Genomic DNA, 17,287 nt, shown 5'->3' with positions numbered 1-17,287 from the left:
CGTGTGCCGGCGGCCTCATCTCCGCCGGGCCAGTGACAGGGTCCGCTGAGCCGCCGCCACCACCGCCGCGTCGACGAACCTGCCGTCGGGCAGGGCCTGGGCGCCCTGCTCGGTCGCCGCCGCCTTGACGATCGCCTCCGCCTGCTCGATCTCCTCCTCGCCGGGGAGGTAGGCCCGCTCGATGACCGGCAGCTGGCGGGGGTGGATCGCGGCGCGGCCCAGGAAGCCCAGGGCGCGGCCGTGGGCGCAGGAGGCGGCGAGGCCCTCCAGGTCGCGGATGTCCGGATGGACGGACTGGGCGGGCGGGGCCAGGCCCGCCGCCCGCGCGGCCACGACCACGCGGGAGCGGGACCAGTCGAGGCCCGCGTCGTCCCGTACGCCCAGGTCGGCCCGCAGGTCCGTCTCGCCGATCGCGATACCGCGCAGGGCCGGGTGGGCGGCCGCCACGGCGTGGGCCCGTTCGACGGCGAGGGCCGACTCCAGGAGGGCGTACAGCGGGAGCACACCGCCGTGCGCGGACAGGGCGCGCCGGGCGACGCGCACGACCTCGGACGCGGAGGACACCTTGGGCAGCCGCAGCCCGGACAGGCCCGGGGCCGGGGCGACGGCCGCGAGGTCGGCCTCGGCCCAGGGGCCGCACAGGGCGTTGACGCGGACGTGGACCGGGACCGGCTGGGGGTCGCGCAGCAGCTCGGCGGTGGCCGCGCGGGCGTAGGCCTTGCGGCCGGGGGCGACCGCGTCCTCCAGGTCGACCACCACCACGTCGGCCCCGGAGACGAGCGCCTTCGCCACCACGGCGGGGCGGTCCCCGGGGGCGTACAGCCAGGTCAGCGGGAAGTCCGTCACAGGGCGCCCTCCGCGCGCAGCGCCGCGAGCTCGGCCGGGGCGAGGCCCAGCTCGGTCAGCACCTCCTCGGTGTCCGCGCCGTGCGGGCGGCCCGCCCAGCGGATCGCGCCCGGGGTGCCGGAGAGCCGGAAGAGGACGTTCTGCATGCGCAGCGGGCCCAGCTCGGGATCGTCGACCGTGGTGATCGTGCCCAGGGCCTGGTACTGCGGGTCCGCCATCACGTCCCGCACGTCCTGGACGGGGGCGACGGCCGCCTCCGCCTTCTCGAAGGCCGCCAGCACGTCGGTGCGGGTGTGCCGCGCGATCCAGCCGCCGACCGCCTCGTCCAGGACGTCCGCGTGCCGGGCCCGGTCGGCACCGGTGGCGAACCAGGGTTCGTCGATCAGCTCCGGCCTGCCCACCAGGTGCATCACGCGCTCGGCGACCGACTGGGCCGAGGTGGAGACGGCGACCCAGGTGCCGTCGGCGGTGAGGTAGGTGCCCCGGGGGGCGTTGTTCTGGGAGCGGTTGCCGGTGCGGGGCTGGACGTGGCCGAGCTGGTCGTACCAGGTCGGCTGGGGGCCGAGCACGGTGAGGATCGGTTCGATGAGGGCCATGTCGACGACCTGGCCCTCCCCCGTGCGGTCGCGGGCGGCCAGCGCGGTCATGACCGCGTACGCCGTGGCCAGGCCCGCGATGGAGTCCGCCAGGCCGAACGGCGGCAGGGTCGGCGGGGCGTCCGGTTCGCCGGTGATCGCGGCGAAGCCGCTCATCGCCTCGGCGAGGGTGCCGAAGCCCGGGCGGTGCGCGTACGGGCCGAACTGGCCGAAGCCGGTGACCCGGGCCAGGACCAGGCGGGGGTTGACGGCGGACAGCTCGGGCCAGCCCAGGTCCCACTTCTCCAGGGTGCCGGGGCGGAAGTTCTCGATGACCACGTCGGCGGTCCCGGCCAGGCGCAGGAGGGTGTCCCGGCCGCCGGGCCTGGACAGGTCCAGGGTGATGGTGCGCTTGTTGCGGCCGAGCACCTTCCACCACAGGCCGACGCCGTCCTTGGACGGGCCGTGGCCGCGGGAGGGGTCGGGTTTCCTCGGGTGCTCGACCTTGACGACCTCCGCGCCGAAGTCGCCGAGCAGGGTCGCGGCCAGCGGACCGGCGAAGAGGGTGGCGAGGTCCAGCACGCGCAGGCCGGTCAGCGGGGGACCGGCGGGGGCGGGTGCCGGCGGTGGGGCGGTGGTCGGGTCGGAGGGCGTCATGGGCGGGAGGCCTCCCGGTGGGTCAGGTGGGCCAGGACGTCGAAGCCGGTGCCGTGGAAGTCGCCGACGGAGGTCGCCAGCCGGTTCTTCAGCGGGGCCGTCCAGCGGTCGGGCAGCGCGGCCGGGGAGCCGGCGAGCAGGCCGGCGATGCTCCCGGCGGTCGCGCCGTTCGAGTCGGTGTCCCAGCCGCCGGACACCGCACGGCAGACGGAGCCGGTGAAGTCGCCGTCCGCGTGGGTGAGGGCGGCGGTGATCAGGGCGGTGTTGGGGACGGCGTGCACCCAGTGGTGGGTGGCGCCGTGCAGGGCGTGGAGCCGGTCGACGACCGCGGCGAAGTCGGTGTGCTCGCGGGCCAGCCGGACGGCCTGCCGGACGGCGCGGGCGAGCCGGGAGCGGGGCGGGACGACCGTGAGGCCGGTGCGCAGGCAGGCGTGGACGTCGTGGTCGCCGGTGGCGGCTCGGGCGATGACGGCCGCGGTGAACATCGCCGCGTAGACGCCGTTGGCGGTGTGCGTGAGGGTCGCGTCGCGGTGCGCCTGCGCGGCGGCGGCCGCCGGGTCGCCGGGATGGGTCCAGCCGTGCACGTCGGCGCGGATCAGGGCGCCGATCCACTCGCGGAAGGGGTTGTGGTGCCGGGCGGTCAGCGGGGGCTCCAGACCGCAGAGGAGGTTGCGGTAGGCGACGCGCTCGGCGGTGAAGGTGCGGCCGGCGGGGAGTTCGTCGAGCCAGACGCGGGCCACGTCCGCGGTGGTGAAGGCCCGGCCGTGGCGCCGGAGGACGAGCAGGCCCAGCAGGGGGTAGTTGAGGTCGTCGTCCTCGGGCATGCCGTCGATGTTCTCGGCGAGGGAGGTGGCCGCCGAGCGGCGGTTCCAGGGGTAGCGGGCCAGCAGCTCCTCGGGGACCCCGCGGGCGGTGAAGTAGGTGGTCAGGGGCCAGTTGCCGGCGGCCCGGGCGAGGAGGCGGATGCCGCCGAGGGGGAGCTTCTCGACCGGCTTGCCCAGCAGGCAGCCGACGGCCCGGCCGAGCCAGGCGGCCTCGAGGCGTTCGGGACCCGGCGGAGCCGGGGGAAGCGCGGGCGAGGCCGGCCAGTCGGGACACAGGGCCCGGATCCCGGCCAGGCCGGTCGGCTCGTCGTCCGCCAGTGCACTGGGCAGATCCGCCAGTTCGTCCAGCAGGTCGGTGGCCAGCAGGCGCAGGTAGCGGGAGGCCGGCCGCTCGGACGCGCCCGCGCGCAGCGGTGCCTCCGGGCCGCCCGCCGCCCGCCAGCGGGCCGCGATCGCCGAGGGCTCACGGCCGTCCTGGGCCGCCTGGCGCAGCTCGTGGCCGATCAGGTCCTCCGGCTGCACCCACGTCAGTCGGAGCATTCCGGCGCTCCCCCCGCCAACTCCGCGAACGCCCGCTCGTGGGCGCGGCGGCGCCGTACGTCGCGCTCGAAGACCTCGCGGGCCACGCCGGTGAGCGTGACCGCGGGTTCCCACAGGTCGAGGCGGCTGGCCTCGGCCACGGTCTTGGCCCAGTCCTCGGGGACCGGAGAGCCGAGGGCGCCGGTCACGGCACCGGCCATCGTCGCGATGGAGTCGCAGTCGCGGCCGTAGTTCACCGCGCCCAGCACCGCGTGCCGGAAGTCGCCGCCGGCCACCACCACCATGCCCAGCGCCACGGGCAGTTCCTCGATCGAGTGCAGCCGGGACGGGCGGCGGGCGCCCAGGGAGGGGGAGCGGTAGTCGGGGCCCACGGTGTCGTACGGGGCCACCGCCTCCCGCAGCGGGCGCAGCGCCGACTCGAAGTCCGTGTGCCGGGACGCCTCCTCGCAGACCCGCTCGATCGCCGCCCGCGTGCCGTCCTTCGCCAGGGACAGACACGCGGCGACCACCGAGTCCGGCGTCGCGCCCGGCGCGCACGCCGCCGCGACGGCCGCCGCCAGGACCCCGGCCGCCTCCCGGCCGTACGACGACTGGTGGGCGCCCGCGACGTCCAGCGCCTCGGCGTAGGCGGCGGCCGGGTGGGCCGCGTTGACCAGGCCGACCGGGGCCACGTACATCGCGGCACCGCAGTTGACGATGTTGCCGACGCCCGCCTCGCGCGGGTCGACGTGGCCGTAGTGGAGCCGGGCCACCAGCCACTTCTCCGCGAGGAAGACCCGCCGCAGCAGGATCGCCTCCGCCTCCAGCTCCGGGATCCAGCGCGGGTTCGTCATCAGGTCCGGGACCAGGTGGTCGGCGACCGCGTACGCGTCCAGGTGGTCGCGGACCGTCGCGTACACCCGGACCAGCGCGTGCGTCATCAGGGTGTCGTCGGTGACGTGGCCGTCGCCCTTGTGGTACGGGGCGAGGGGGCGGGCGGTGCGCCAGGCGTCGCCGTGCCAGGGGCCGACGACGCCGTGCACGCGTCCGCCGTGGCGCTCGGCGATCTGCTCGGGGGAGTAGCCCTCGACCGGCCCGCCGAGGGCGTCGCCGACGGCGGCCCCCACGAGGGCACCGGTGATCCGCTCGTCCAGGGGCACGCCCATTTCACGGCTTTCTTCCTCTTTGTGCTGCATGGTCGCATCATCCTCCCGTGCGGGCCGGTTGTGCGGCTTCCAGGAGCCCGGCGAGTTCCACCAGGTCCGTGCCGGTGAGCCGGGGGAGCGCGCAGCCGGGGAGGAGGCGGCAGCTCTCCCGCCACGTCCGGGGGATCGCCGCGCCGCCGCCCAGCGCGCCGGTGAGGGCGCCGGCGAGCGCCGGGGCGGAGTCCGCGACCCGCGACAGACAGGCCGCCGCGGGGACCGCCTCCGCGATCCGGCCGCGGGCGGCGGTGGCCAGGGCGAGGGCGACGGGGACGGTCTCGGCGGCGGCGATGCCGTAGCTGTAGACGTGGTCGACGATCTGGTGCTCCAGCGGCGGTACGAGGGCGAAGGCGCTGTCGGCGTCCGCCGCGAGCCCCAGGGCGTGCCGGGCGTTGCGGCCGATCTCCGTCTCCTCGGGGAGCTCGGCGAGCGCGGCGGCCACGCACGCGTGCACGTCCGCTCCGGCCAGTGCGAGACAGACGGCGGCGGCCATCGCGCGGGCGCCGTGCACCCCGTCGCCGTCCTGGGTGTAGCGGGCGTCGAACTCGGCGAGGGCGGCGGCGCCCGCGGGGTCGCCCGGGTGGGCCACGGCCAGCACGCAGGCCCGGACGCAGGCCGCGTCGTCGAAGTAGTGCGGGTTGTCGTGGCCGGTGGCGGGCGGACGCAGACCGGCGGCCAGGTTGCCGAGGCCGGCCCGCACGGAGATGCGGGCGCGCAGGGGGAGGACCGCCGACTCGATCTCGGGGGCGCGTTCGGTGGCCACGGCGACCTCGGCGGCGAGGGCGTTCCAGACCAGGTCGATGGCGGCGCGCGTCCGGCGCTCCCTGCTCAGGTCCCCGAGCGCGTCGTCGTCCCCGGCCAGCAGCACCGCCTCGGCCGCGAACGCGGCCCACTCGGCGTCGTCGGAGGGGCCGAGGCGCAGGGGCTCCGGGGGCTGGTTGAGGGCGATCGGCACGGGGAGGGTGGTGGTCGCGTTCTGCTCGGCGAAGGTGTCCAGCTCGCGGGTGAGGCGCCGGGTCCACCCGGGCATCCGGGCGGCGCGGTGGCGGGCGGCGGGCCATCCGGCGGCGTCCCCGGCGGCGAGGCCGAGGAGGAGGCCCTCGACGCGGTGCGCCTCCGGCGGCGGGGCGGGGGCGTCGGCCTCGGCTTCGCCTTCGGCCCGGGTGTTCCCGCCCGCGTCACCCGTGCGGGTTCCGCGGTCGCGTGCGGGTGGCCCCTGCGGGGTCCTCCCGCCGTCGGCGGCCGCGGGGCCCTGCGCGGGCTTCTCCGTGTCGGTGACCGTGGGGCCGGGTGGGTTCATGCGGAGCTCTCCGTCTCGTCGTCCGCCGCCAGGACGAAGGCGTCCGGCGTCGGCTCGTCACCCCGGAGCGTCGGCTCGCCCGGTGCCAGCAGGTCCGCGACGTCCAGGACGTGGTGTCCCGCCATCGCCGGCAGGCAGCTGCCGCGGGCCGGGCCGATGGCGGCCGCCCAGGACCCCGGGATCGCGCGGACGCCCCGCGTCGCGCCGGCCAGGGCACCCGCGACCGCCGCCGTGGTGTCGGCGTCGCGCCCCATGTTGACGGCCGTCAGCACCGCCTGCTCGAAGTCGCCGTCGGCCGCCGCGTACGCGCCGAAGGCGAGGGCGACCGCCTCCGGGGCCAGGTCGGTCCAGGGGTAGCCGCCGATCACGACCGCCGAGCGGACCGCGCGTTCGCCGAGGTGGGCCGCGGTGACGGCGCGGCGCAGCGAGCGGGCGGTCCAGGAGTCGTCCGGGACCACCGCCAGGGCGGAGGCCACGACCGCGACCACCGGCGCCCCGGCCATCGCCGCCGCGACGCCCGCCGCGACCGCCTGTCCGCCGTAGATGCCCTCGCCGTCGTGGCTGACCGAGCCGTCGACGGCCGCCAGCCGGGCCGCCTCGTCGGGACGGCCGGCCGCGAAGACCCCGCAGGGCGCCGCCCGCATCGCCAGCCCGTCGCTCCAGGCGTGCCGGTGCTGGGCGGAGGCGGGCGCGGCCAGGCCCCGGCGCAGGTTCTCCAGCGTGCCGCGCTCGCTGAAGCCGGCCCCCCGGAAGGGGCCCTCGGCGCGGTCGGCGATCAGTTCGTGCCAGGCCGCCTCGACGTGCGCCGGGGTGAGCGCGTGGCCGTGCCGGGCCAGCAGCAGGCCGGAGAAGATCGCGTACTCGGTGTCGTCCGTGCCCGCGGGGTGGTCCGCCACGTATCCGGTGATGCGGCCCCAGGTCGCCCGGATGTCGGAGGGCTTCATGTTCTCGGCCGGGGCGCCGAGCGCGTCGCCGACGGCCAGGCCGAGCAGCGCGCCGCGGGCCCGTTCGCGGAGCCCGACGGTGTCCCCGGGCGCCGGGACCGGGGGGATGCGGGCGGTCGGTGCCATACGCGGCTCTCCTCTCAGGGGCGCCCCGAGAGGCGCGAGGCCCTTTGCGGAACTGTCCCCGGTGCGCTGCCCCGCACAGCCTCACGGACCCCAGTGTCACCCGGTCGACATGTGAGCGGCCATCTACACAAGCGAGCGGAAAACGCAAAACCGCAGGTTAGCCCAGCCTTTCCTTGCTGGCGGCGGGGAATCTCGCGGCGTACATTGAGTGTTGTCGAAAAGTAGAACCAGTCCAGATCGGGCTCGGAAGAGCTCTGTCCAAGCTTCCTGGGGGACGCGTCATGGCGATCATCGAGACCGAGGCGGCGCTGCACGAGGCGCACCGCGACAACCACACGCACCGGGACGTGAACGGCGGCTGGCTGCGTCCGGCCGTCTTCGGCGCGATGGACGGCCTGGTCTCCAACCTCGCCCTGATGACCGGTGTCGCCGGCGGCTCCGTCAGCCAGCAGACCGTCGTCCTGAGCGGCCTCGCGGGTCTGGCCGCCGGGGCCTTCTCCATGGCCGCCGGCGAGTACACGTCCGTCGCCTCCCAGCGCGAGCTGGTCGAGGCCGAGCTGGACGTCGAGCGCCGTGAGCTGCGCAAGCACCCCCAGGACGAGGAGGCCGAGCTCGCCGCGCTCTACGCGGCCCGCGGCGTCGAGCCGGCGCTGGCCCGTGAAGTGGCCCGGCAGCTGTCCCGGGACCCCGAGCAGGCCCTGGAGATCCACGCCCGCGAGGAACTCGGCATCGACCCCGGTGACCTGCCCTCGCCCGCCGTCGCCGCCGTCTCCAGCTTCGGATCCTTCGCGCTCGGCGCCCTGCTGCCCGTGCTGCCCTACCTCCTCGGTGCGAGCAGTCTGTGGCCCGCCGTGCTGCTGGCACTGCTCGGACTCTTCCTGTGCGGCGCGGTGGTGGCCAAGGTGACGGCGCGGACCTGGTGGTACAGCGGGCTGCGGCAGCTCGCCCTCGGCGGCGCGGCGGCCGGTGTGACGTACGCCCTGGGCACGCTGTTCGGAACGGCCGTAGGATGACCCGGCTCGCACTTATGCGTCAGGTCGCATAAGTAGTCATTACTTGCTGGTTTCGACCGCGTGACAGCCGGGCATGAGCCGTAAGCGCTGTGGGCGATGAGGCCGGCGGCGTGCCCGCGGGGCGGACGAAGACGCCCGCTCCCGCCATCGGGCCGACGGGCACCGATCTGTCCGGCAGGCCCCCCGTGTTCTCCCCGCGCCGCCGGGCGCGGAACCCCGCCGCGCCCCGCGCGGTGTCCGCATGCTGGAACGGAATGTCCCGGTTCCCGAGAACCGCTCCATCATGTAATCTGCAGCAACTTTCGCACTCACGCAGAGGGCCAACGTCGTCCCTCGGCACTCGCACATGCCACATGACGACGACGGGAGAGCCGATGCGTACGCCGCGCCAGCCGTCCCAGCATTCCGAGAATGGCCGGAACTGGTCCTTCATGGATGCTCGCCCTGCTGCGCAGGGTATGTACGACCCCCGCAACGAGCACGACGCCTGCGGTGTCGGTTTCGTCGCCACCCTCACCGGCGAGGCGTCCCACACCCTGGTCGACCAGGCCCTCACCGTTCTGCGCAACCTCGAGCACCGCGGCGCCACCGGCTCCGAGCCGGACTCCGGTGACGGCGCCGGCATCCTCTCCCAGGTCCCGGACGCCTTCTTCCGCGACGTGGCCGGATTCGAACTGCCCGAGGCCGGCGCCTACGCCGTCGGCATCGCCTTCCTACCGCAGGACGCCACCGAGGACGCCGTCGCCCGGATCGACCGGATCGCCGCCGCCGAGGGCCTGACCGTCCTCGGCTGGCGCGAGGTGCCCGTCGCGCCCGAACTGCTCGGCGCCACCGCCCGCTCCACGATGCCGGTCTTCCGGCAGGTCTTCGTCGCCGCCGGCGAGAGCCGGGGCATCGACCTCGACCGCAGGGCCTTCGTGCTGCGCAAGCGCGCCGAGCGCGAGGCCGGCGTCTACTTCCCGTCGCTGTCCGCGCGGACCATCGTCTACAAGGGCATGCTGACCACCGGCCAGCTCGAGCCCTTCTTCCCGGACCTGTCCGACCGCCGCTTCGCCTCCGCGATCGCGCTCGTGCACTCCCGGTTCTCCACGAACACCTTCCCGTCGTGGCCGCTGGCGCACCCGTACCGGTTCGTCGCGCACAACGGTGAGATCAACACCGTCAAGGGCAACCGCAACTGGATGCGCGCCCGGGAGTCGCAGCTGGTCTCGGACCTGTTCGGCTCCGACGACAAGGCGCTGGAGCGGATCTTCCCGGTCTGCACCCCCGACGCCTCCGACTCCGCCTCCTTCGACGAGGTCCTGGAGCTGCTGCACCTGGGCGGCCGCTCGCTGCCGCACTCGGTGCTGATGATGATCCCGGAGGCGTGGGAGAACCACGACTCCATGGACCCGGCCCGGCGAGCCTTCTACCAGTACCACTCCACGATGATGGAGCCCTGGGACGGCCCGGCCTGCGTCACCTTCACCGACGGCACCCAGGTCGGCGCCGTGCTCGACCGCAACGGCCTGCGCCCCGGCCGCTACTGGGTCACCGACGACGGCCTGGTCGTCCTCGGCTCCGAGGTCGGCGTCCTCGACATCGACCCCTCCAGGGTCGTCCGCAAGGGCCGGCTGCAGCCCGGCCGCATGTTCCTCGTGGACACCGCCGAGCACCGCATCATCGAGGACGACGAGATCAAGGCCCAGCTCGCCGCCGAGCACCCGTACGCGGAGTGGCTCGAGGCCGGCGAGATCGAGCTGTCCGACCTGCCCGAGCGCGAGCACATCGTGCACACCCACGCCTCGGTCACCCGCCGCCAGCAGACCTTCGGCTACACCGAGGAGGAGCTGCGCGTCATCCTCGCGCCGATGGCCAAGTCCGGCGCGGAGCCGATCGGCTCGATGGGCACCGACTCGCCGATCGCCGCGCTGAGCGAGCGTCCGCGGCTGCTCTTCGACTACTTCACCCAGCTGTTCGCGCAGGTCACCAACCCGCCGCTGGACGCGATCCGCGAGGAGCTGGTCACCTCCCTGCGCTCCTCCCTCGGCCCGCAGGGCAACCTGCTGGAGCCGACCGCGGCCTCCTGCCGCAGCGTCGTCCTGCCCTTCCCGGTGATCGACAACGACGAGCTGGCCAAGCTCATCCACATCAACGCCGACGGCGACATGCCCGGCTTCAAGGCCGCGACCCTGTCCGGCCTGTACCGGGTCTCCGGCGGCGGCGACGCGCTCGCCGCCCGCATCGAGGACATCTGCGCCGAGGCCGACGCGGCGATCGAGAACGGCGCCCGGCTGATCGTCCTGTCCGACCGGCACTCCGACGCCGAGCACGCGCCGATCCCCTCGCTGCTGCTCACCGCGGCCGTCCACCACCACCTCATCCGCACCAAGCAGCGCACCCACGTGGGCCTGCTGGTGGAGGCCGGTGACGTCCGCGAGGTCCACCACGTCGCCCTGCTCATCGGCTACGGCGCCGCCGCCGTCAACCCCTACCTGGCGATGGAGTCCGTCGAGGACCTCGTCCGCGCGGGCACCTTCCTGCCGGGCATCGAGTCCGAGAAGGCCATCCGCAACCTCATCCACGCCCTCGGCAAGGGCGTCCTGAAGGTCATGTCCAAGATGGGCATCTCCACGGTCGCCTCCTACCGCGGCGCGCAGGTCTTCGAGGCCGTCGGCCTCGAGGAGGGCTTCGTCGAGAAGTACTTCAACGGCACCGCCACCAAGATCGGCGGCGTCGGCATCGACGTCATCGCCAAGGAGGTCGCCGCCCGCCACGCCAAGGCGTACCCCGCCTCGGGCATCGCGCCCGCGCACCGCACCCTGGAGATCGGCGGCGAGTACCAGTGGCGCCGCGAGGGCGAGCCGCACCTGTTCGACCCGGAGACGGTCTTCCGCCTCCAGCACTCCACGCGCTCCGGCCGCTACGACATCTTCAAGAAGTACACCGAACGCGTGAACGAGCAGTCCGAGCGGCTCATGACGCTCCGCGGGCTCTTCGGCTTCAAGAGCGACCGCGAGCCGATCCCCCTCGAGGAGGTCGAGCCGGTCTCCGAGATCGTCAAGCGGTTCTCCACCGGCGCCATGTCGTACGGCTCCATCTCCCAGGAGGCGCACGAGACCCTCGCCATCGCCATGAACCAGCTGGGCGGCAAGTCCAACACCGGCGAGGGCGGCGAGGACCCGGAGCGCCTGTACGACCCGGCCCGCCGGTCGTCCATCAAGCAGGTCGCCTCCGGCCGCTTCGGCGTGACCTCCGAGTACCTGGTCAACTCCGACGACATCCAGATCAAGATGGCCCAGGGCGCCAAGCCCGGCGAGGGCGGCCAGCTGCCCGGCCACAAGGTCTACCCGTGGGTGGCCAAGACCCGGCACTCGACGCCGGGCGTGGGGCTCATCTCCCCGCCGCCGCACCACGACATCTACTCCATCGAGGACCTCGCCCAGCTGATCCACGACCTGAAGAACGCCAACCCCCAGGCGCGGATCCACGTCAAGCTGGTCTCCGAGGTCGGCGTCGGCACCGTCGCCGCGGGTGTCTCCAAGGCGCACGCGGACGTCGTGCTCATCTCCGGTCACGACGGCGGCACCGGTGCCTCCCCGCTGACCTCCCTGAAGCACGCCGGCGGTCCCTGGGAGCTCGGTCTCGCCGAGACCCAGCAGACCCTGCTGCTCAACGGCCTGCGCGACCGGATCGTGGTGCAGACCGACGGCCAGCTCAAGACCGGCCGGGACGTGGTCGTCGCCGCGCTGCTCGGCGCCGAGGAGTTCGGCTTCGCCACCGCGCCGCTGGTCGTCTCCGGCTGCGTCATGATGCGCGTCTGCCACCTGGACACCTGCCCGGTCGGCATCGCCACCCAGAACCCCGTCCTGCGGGACCGGTTCTCCGGCAAGGCCGAGTACGTCGTGAACTTCTTCCGGTTCATCGCCGAGGAGGTCCGCGAGCTCCTCGCCGAGCTGGGCTTCCGTTCCGTCGAGGAGGCCGTCGGCCACGCCGAGGTGCTCGACGTGACCCGCGCGGTGAACCACTGGAAGGCGCAGGGCCTGGAGCTGGAGCCGCTGTTCCACGTCCCCGAGCTGCCCGAGGGCGCCGTCCGCCACCAGGCCGTCGCCCAGGACCACGGGCTGGAGAAGGCGCTCGACAACGAGCTGATCAAGCTCGCCGCCGACGCGCTCGCCGCCACCGGGGCCGAGGACGCCCAGCCGGTGCGCGCCCGGGTCGCCATCCGCAACATCAACCGCACGGTCGGCACCATGCTCGGCCACGAGGTGACCAAGAAGTTCGGCGGCGCGGGCCTGCCCGACGACACCATCGACATCACGTTCACCGGCTCCGCCGGCCAGTCCTTCGGCGCCTTCGTCCCGCGCGGCGTCACGCTGCGCCTGGAGGGCGACGCCAACGACTACGTCGGCAAGGGCCTGTCCGGCGGCCGGATCGTCGTCCGCCCGGACCGGAGCGCCGACCACCTCGCCGAGTACAGCGTCATCGCGGGCAACACCCTCGCCTACGGCGCCACCGGCGGCGAGATGTTCCTGCGCGGCAAGGTCGGCGAGCGGTTCTGCGTCCGCAACTCCGGCGCGCTGGTCGTCTCCGAGGGCGTGGGCGACCACGGCTGCGAGTACATGACCGGCGGTCACGCGGTCGTCCTCGGCGAGACCGGCCGCAACTTCGCGGCCGGTATGTCCGGCGGCGTCGCGTACGTCGTCGACCTGGACCGCGACAACGTCAACGCCGGCAACCTCGGCGCGATCGAGGCGCTGGACGACGCCGACAAGCGGTGGCTGCACGACGTGGTCCGCCGCCACCGGGAGGAGACGGGCTCCACCGTCGCCGAGAAGCTGCTCGCCGAGTGGGACACGGCCGTCGAGCGCTTCAGCAAGATCATCCCCAGCACGTACAAGGCAGTGCTCGCCGCCAAGGACGCCGCCGAGCGAGCCGGTCTGTCCGAGACCGAGATCACCGAGAAGATGATGGAGGCGGCGATCAATGGCTGACCCGAAGGGCTTTCTGAACCACGGCCGCGAGGTCGCCGAGTCCCGTCCGGTCGAGGAGCGGGTCAAGGACTGGAACGAGGTCTACGTCCCCGGCTCCCTGCTGCCGATCATCAGCAAGCAGGCCAGCCGGTGCATGGACTGCGGCATCCCGTTCTGCCACAACGGCTGCCCGCTGGGGAACCTCATCCCCGAGTGGAACGACTACGCCTACCGCGAGGACTGGGCGGCGGCGAGCGAGCGCCTGCACGCGACGAACAACTTCCCGGAGTTCACGGGCCGCCTGTGCCCCGCCCCGTGCGAGTCGGCGTGCGTGCTCGGCATCAACCAGCCGCCGGTCACCATCAAGAACGTCGAGGTCTCGATCATCGACAAGGCGTGGGAGACCGGGGACGTCGCCCCCCGGGTCCCCGAGCGCCTGTCCGGCAAGACCGTCGCCGTGGTCGGCTCCGGCCCGGCGGGTCTGGCCGCCGCCCAGCAGCTGACCCGGGCCGGCCACACGGTCGCGGTGTACGAGCGGGCGGACCGCATCGGCGGCCTCCTCCGCTACGGCATCCCCGAGTTCAAGATGGAGAAGCGGCACATCAACCGCCGCATCGAGCAGATGCGCGCGGAGGGCACCAAGTTCCGCACGGGCGTCGAGATCGGCCGCGACATGCCGGCGACCGCGCTGCGCAAGCGGTACGACGCCGTGGTCCTCGCCGTCGGCGCCACGACCGCCCGCGACCTGCCGGTGCCGGGCCGCGACCTCAAGGGCATCCACCAGGCCATGGAGTACCTGCCGCTGGCCAACAAGGTGCAGGAGGGCGACTACGTCGCCCCGCCGATCTCCGCCGAGGGCAAGCACGTCGTCGTGATCGGCGGCGGTGACACCGGCGCCGACTGCGTGGGCACCGCCCACCGCCAGGGCGCCGCCTCCGTCACCCAGCTGGAGATCATGCCCCGCCCGAACGAGGAGCGGAACCCCCTCTCCCAGCCGTGGCCGACCTTCCCGATGCTCTACAAGGTCACCAGCGCCCACGAGGAGGGCGGTGAGCGGGTCTACTCCGTCTCCACCACCCACTTCGAGGGCGACGAGGACGGCAACGTCCAGTGGCTGCACCTGGTCGAGGTCGAGTTCGTGGACGGCAGGCTGACCCAGAAGCCCGGCACCGAACGGAAGATCCCCGCCCAGCTGGTCACCCTCGCCATGGGCTTCACCGGCACCGACCGCGAGAACGGCCTGGTCGAGCAGTTCGGCCTGGAGCTCGACGAGCGCGGTAACATCGCCCGCGACGCCGACTTCCAGACCAACGTGCCCGGCGTGTTCGTCGCCGGTGACGCCGGCCGCGGCCAGTCGCTCATCGTGTGGGCGATCGCCGAGGGCCGCTCGGCCGCCCGCGGCTGCGACCGCTTCCTCACCGGGGCGAGCGACCTGCCGGCCCCGATCCGGCCGACGGACCGCGCGCTGGCGGTCTGACCGGCCCGAGAGACGTCCCGTACAACGGCGTACGGAACACAGACGGCGCCTGCCCCTGTCCCCGACCGGACGATCGGGCAGGCGCCGTCACTTCGTGCGGGAGCGCCCGCGGCTACGGCACCCGGAACGTCTCCCCGTACATCTCCCGGACCAGCGGCGTCTCCAGCTTCAGGTTCCCGGCCCGGAGGAACCGCCGCTGGGCGGTGTCGACGCGGGAGGTGTCGCCGTCCGGCCGCCTGGCGAGCATCGCCGCGCGGCGGACGTCGAGGAAGGCGTCCGGGTACGCCTCCTGCGAACCGCCCCGGGCCGGCCTCCGCGCCTTCCTCATCGCGCGCTCCCGCAGGCCGTGGAAGCCCTCCGGGCCGGTGCCGGGCCCGTGGAGGACCATCGCGTCGCAGGAGACGAACTGGCCGAGCGTGTTCAGGCCGTCGAGCTTGGCGAGGCGGACGGACGGCTCGAAGTAGACGCGGTCGCGCTCCTCCTCCTGCGCCTCGCGGAACGCGGGCAGTCCCGCCTCCGCCCGTCAGGCCGCCGTGAAGCCGGGGTCCAGGCCCTCGTGCGAGTCCGTGCCGTCGACCTCCCGCAGGGCGGGCGGATAGCGCTCCAGGCCGTTGCCGGGGTGCTCCTCGCTGTAGCGCTCGACCAGCGTCAGCAGATCGTGGGTGCCGGTGCGGAAGCCGACGGTGCCGGCCGTGTAGCCCTGGCCGTCGCCGAGGTCCTCGATGCCGCCGTACAGGCTGCGCCAGTCCAGGGTGGAGTTCTCGGCGCTGGCCACCAGCCGCTGCGCCAGCTCCTTCTTCTCCGGCGCGGCGAGCCCCGGCGGCAGGCCGGCGACGAGCGCGTCGTCCTCCGCCCGCTCCCGCTCGGCCCGGTCCCCGGCGTCCTCGCGGGCCGACCGGGCGGTGGCGTCGGCCGCGGGCGGAGCGGCCGGTGCGTCGGCCGAGTCCGTCGGCATGACGAAGTACAGCCCCGTGGCGATCACGGGAAGGGCCGCGAGGAGCAATGCACCGGAACGTTTCACCGGAGGATGCCCCCACCCGTCAGCTCGGACACCTTGACCGCCGCCAGCACCACCACCAGCACCACCAGCCCCGCGCACGCCGCCGCCTGGACCAGGCCCCTGCGCGGCCCCCGCGGCACGTACGCGAAGACCAGCGCCACCGCACCGCCCGCCAGCAGCCCGCCGAGGTGCCCCTCCCAGGAGGTGGCCACCGCGGAGACCACCAGCCACAGCAGCAGACCGGCCATGAACCGGTTGACGGTGTTCATGTCGGCGCCGATCCGCCGCGCCATGACGTAGTACGCGGCCCCCACCCCGAAGACCGCCCCGGACGCCCCGACCACCGCGTCCCCGGGCGCGAGCAGCAGCACCAGCACCGAACCGCCCAGCGCCGACAGCAGGTACAGGGCCAGGTAGTGCACGCGGCCCAGCATCGGCTCGACGAGCCGGCCCAGGTTCCACAGCGCCACCATGTTCATCACGATGTGGAGGACGCCGAACGTCCCCTCGGCGGGCGGCAGGTGCAGGAAGGCACCGGTCAGCATCCGGTACCACTCGCCGTCCACCAGCCCTTCCGGACGGTAGTCCCCGGAGTGCGAGCCGTCGACCCACAGGTAGGACACACCGTCCGGTCCGACCAGTCCCGCGCCCAGCATCGCGAACCGGTCCACGATCTCCGGCCGCACCGACTCCGCCAGGTACACCAGCACGTTGACCGCGATCAGCGCGTACGTCACCACGGGCACCGTCGAGACCCGGCCGCCCACCACGGTGCGCGCCTGCCGCACCGACCGCGCGCCCTCCCTCACGCACTCGGGGCACTGGTGGCCCACGGCCGCCTCGCGCATGCAGTCCGGGCAGATGTACCGGTCGCAGCGCGTGCAGCGGACGTGGCACTCCACCTCGGGGTGGCGGTAGCAGGTGGTGACGGTGGACTCGGAATCCACGGACCGGCTCCTTGCGGGGGGACGGGGACGTGAGCGAGCCGGTGGGGACGGCGACGAACAAAATAACGAACGCCTGTGGACGGAGGGAGGGCAGGGGTGAGCGTGCCGTACCCTCGAGGCCGGTCCCGGCGACCGAGCAGCCGGTGACGGCGAGGGGGAGTGCACATGGCCGCGATCAGCCTGAGCAAGATCGAGGAGACCGCGCCCGCGCTGGCCGGCCTCTACAAGACCGCCGGGGCGTCCCTGGCCGGGCACGGACTGGACGGGCTGCGCGCCGCGGTCTACCTGGTCGTCGACTACTCCGGCTCGATGAAGCCGTACTACGAGGACGGCAGCGTGCAGGCGCTCGCCGACCGGGTGCTGGGCCTGTCCGCGCACCTCGACGACGACGGCACCGTGCCCGTGGTCTTCTTCTCCACCGACGTGGACGCCGTCACCGACATCGCCCTCGCCGATCACCGGGGGCGCGTCGAGCGGATCGTGGCCGGGCTCGGGCACATGGGCAGGACCAGCTACCACCTGGCGATGGACGCGGTCATCGACCACTACCTGGACAGCGGTGCGCGCCACCCCGCCCTGGTCGTCTTCCAGACCGACGGCGGCCCGGTCAACCGGCTCGCCGCCGAGCGGTACCTGTGCAAGGCGGCCCGGCTGCCGCTGTTCTGGCAGTTCGTCGGCTTCGGCGACCCGAACAGCCGCCAGTTCGACTACCTGCGGAAACTCGACGAGTTGGCGGTGCCGGACAAGCGGGTCGTGGACAACGCGGGCTTCTTCCACGCGGGTTCGGACCCGCGGAAGGTACCGGACACCGAACTGTACGACCGGCTGGTGGGCGAGTTCCCCCGGTGGCTGGCGGCGGCACGGGCCCGGGGGATCGTGCGGCCCTGAGCGTTCCGGGGGAGCCG

General features: G+C 73.9%; 11 protein-coding genes and 1 pseudogene. 4 read left to right on the top strand and 8 right to left on the bottom strand.

Annotation, left to right across the window (positions count from 1 at the left end; translation table 11 throughout):
• Positions 1–15: 15 nt before the first annotated feature.
• The 6 genes from FHS37_RS01330 to FHS37_RS01305 are packed head-to-tail and all read right to left on the bottom strand — an operon-like array spanning position 16 to position 6,993.
• Positions 16–846, bottom strand: coding sequence for an HpcH/HpaI aldolase/citrate lyase family protein (locus FHS37_RS01330; RefSeq protein WP_184817117.1), 831 nt, complete (start codon positions 844–846; stop codon positions 16–18).
• Positions 843–2,078, bottom strand: coding sequence for a CaiB/BaiF CoA transferase family protein (locus FHS37_RS01325; RefSeq protein ID WP_184817116.1), 1,236 nt, complete (start codon positions 2,076–2,078; stop codon positions 843–845). Before FHS37_RS01325 ends, FHS37_RS01330 begins: the two co-directional genes overlap by 4 nt.
• Positions 2,075–3,442, bottom strand: a complete 1,368-nt coding sequence (locus FHS37_RS01320; RefSeq protein ID WP_184817115.1) for an ADP-ribosylglycohydrolase family protein — start codon at positions 3,440–3,442, stop codon at positions 2,075–2,077. The genes FHS37_RS01325 and FHS37_RS01320 overlap by 4 nt, the downstream gene beginning before the upstream one ends.
• Complete coding sequence (locus tag FHS37_RS01315; protein WP_184817114.1) at positions 3,430–4,617, bottom strand: ADP-ribosylglycohydrolase family protein; 1,188 nt, start codon at positions 4,615–4,617, stop codon at positions 3,430–3,432. Before FHS37_RS01315 ends, FHS37_RS01320 begins: the two co-directional genes overlap by 13 nt.
• 7 nt (positions 4,618–4,624) lie before the next feature.
• Positions 4,625–5,923: an ADP-ribosylglycohydrolase family protein gene (locus FHS37_RS01310; RefSeq protein WP_184817113.1), complete on the bottom strand. Its 1,299-nt coding sequence runs from the start codon at positions 5,921–5,923 to the stop codon at positions 4,625–4,627.
• Positions 5,920–6,993: an ADP-ribosylglycohydrolase family protein gene (locus tag FHS37_RS01305; protein WP_184817112.1), complete on the bottom strand. Its 1,074-nt coding sequence runs from the start codon at positions 6,991–6,993 to the stop codon at positions 5,920–5,922. Before FHS37_RS01305 ends, FHS37_RS01310 begins: the two co-directional genes overlap by 4 nt.
• A gap of 281 nt (positions 6,994–7,274) precedes the next feature.
• Here FHS37_RS01305 and FHS37_RS01300 point away from each other — a divergent pair, with 281 nt between their 5' ends.
• From FHS37_RS01300 to FHS37_RS01290, 3 genes are all read left to right on the top strand, one after another.
• Positions 7,275–8,006 carry a VIT1/CCC1 transporter family protein gene (locus FHS37_RS01300; protein ID WP_184817111.1) on the top strand — a complete coding sequence of 244 codons (732 nt, stop codon included), beginning with the start codon at positions 7,275–7,277 and terminating at the stop codon, positions 8,004–8,006.
• A gap of 374 nt (positions 8,007–8,380) precedes the next feature.
• Positions 8,381–12,979, top strand: coding sequence for a glutamate synthase large subunit (gltB, locus tag FHS37_RS01295; protein ID WP_184817110.1), 4,599 nt, complete (start codon positions 8,381–8,383; stop codon positions 12,977–12,979).
• Positions 12,972–14,435, top strand: a complete 1,464-nt coding sequence (locus tag FHS37_RS01290; RefSeq protein WP_184817109.1) for a glutamate synthase subunit beta — start codon at positions 12,972–12,974, stop codon at positions 14,433–14,435. Before gltB ends, FHS37_RS01290 begins: the two co-directional genes overlap by 8 nt.
• A gap of 112 nt (positions 14,436–14,547) precedes the next feature.
• Here FHS37_RS01290 and FHS37_RS01285 read toward each other — a convergent pair.
• Positions 14,548–15,456: pseudogene (locus FHS37_RS01285) on the bottom strand (chitosanase).
• The gene (locus FHS37_RS01280) at positions 15,453–16,382 is read right to left on the bottom strand and encodes a rhomboid family intramembrane serine protease (protein ID WP_184817108.1); all 930 of its coding nucleotides are present in this window, start codon (positions 16,380–16,382) and stop codon (positions 15,453–15,455) included. Before FHS37_RS01280 ends, FHS37_RS01285 begins: the two are co-directional and overlap by 4 nt.
• Before the next feature lie 165 nt (positions 16,383–16,547).
• Here FHS37_RS01280 and FHS37_RS01275 point away from each other — a divergent pair, with 165 nt between their 5' ends.
• Entirely contained in the window at positions 16,548–17,270 is a 723-nt protein-coding gene (locus FHS37_RS01275) for a vWA domain-containing protein (protein ID WP_184817107.1), read from the top strand.
• Positions 17,271–17,287: the final 17 nt, after the last annotated feature.

This window comes from Streptomyces griseomycini, from assembly GCF_014203535.1.
GTDB classification, from domain to species: domain Bacteria; phylum Actinomycetota; class Actinomycetes; order Streptomycetales; family Streptomycetaceae; genus Streptomyces; species Streptomyces griseomycini.
This window is presented reverse-complemented; position numbering and strand designations above follow the sequence as displayed.

Coding starts and splice junctions, on each gene's coding strand:
- FHS37_RS01325 (WP_184817116.1), bottom strand. CDS start 2,078: ATGACGCCCTCCGACCCGACCACCGCCCCACCGCCGGCACCCGCCCCC.
- FHS37_RS01320 (WP_184817115.1), bottom strand. CDS start 3,442: ATGCTCCGACTGACGTGGGTGCAGCCGGAGGACCTGATCGGCCACGAG.
- FHS37_RS01315 (WP_184817114.1), bottom strand. CDS start 4,617: ATGCAGCACAAAGAGGAAGAAAGCCGTGAAATGGGCGTGCCCCTGGAC.
- FHS37_RS01310 (WP_184817113.1), bottom strand. CDS start 5,923: ATGAACCCACCCGGCCCCACGGTCACCGACACGGAGAAGCCCGCGCAG.
- FHS37_RS01305 (WP_184817112.1), bottom strand. CDS start 6,993: ATGGCACCGACCGCCCGCATCCCCCCGGTCCCGGCGCCCGGGGACACC.
- FHS37_RS01300 (WP_184817111.1), top strand. CDS start 7,275: ATGGCGATCATCGAGACCGAGGCGGCGCTGCACGAGGCGCACCGCGAC.
- gltB (WP_184817110.1), top strand. CDS start 8,381: ATGCGTACGCCGCGCCAGCCGTCCCAGCATTCCGAGAATGGCCGGAAC.
- FHS37_RS01290 (WP_184817109.1), top strand. CDS start 12,972: ATGGCTGACCCGAAGGGCTTTCTGAACCACGGCCGCGAGGTCGCCGAG.
- FHS37_RS01275 (WP_184817107.1), top strand. CDS start 16,548: ATGGCCGCGATCAGCCTGAGCAAGATCGAGGAGACCGCGCCCGCGCTG.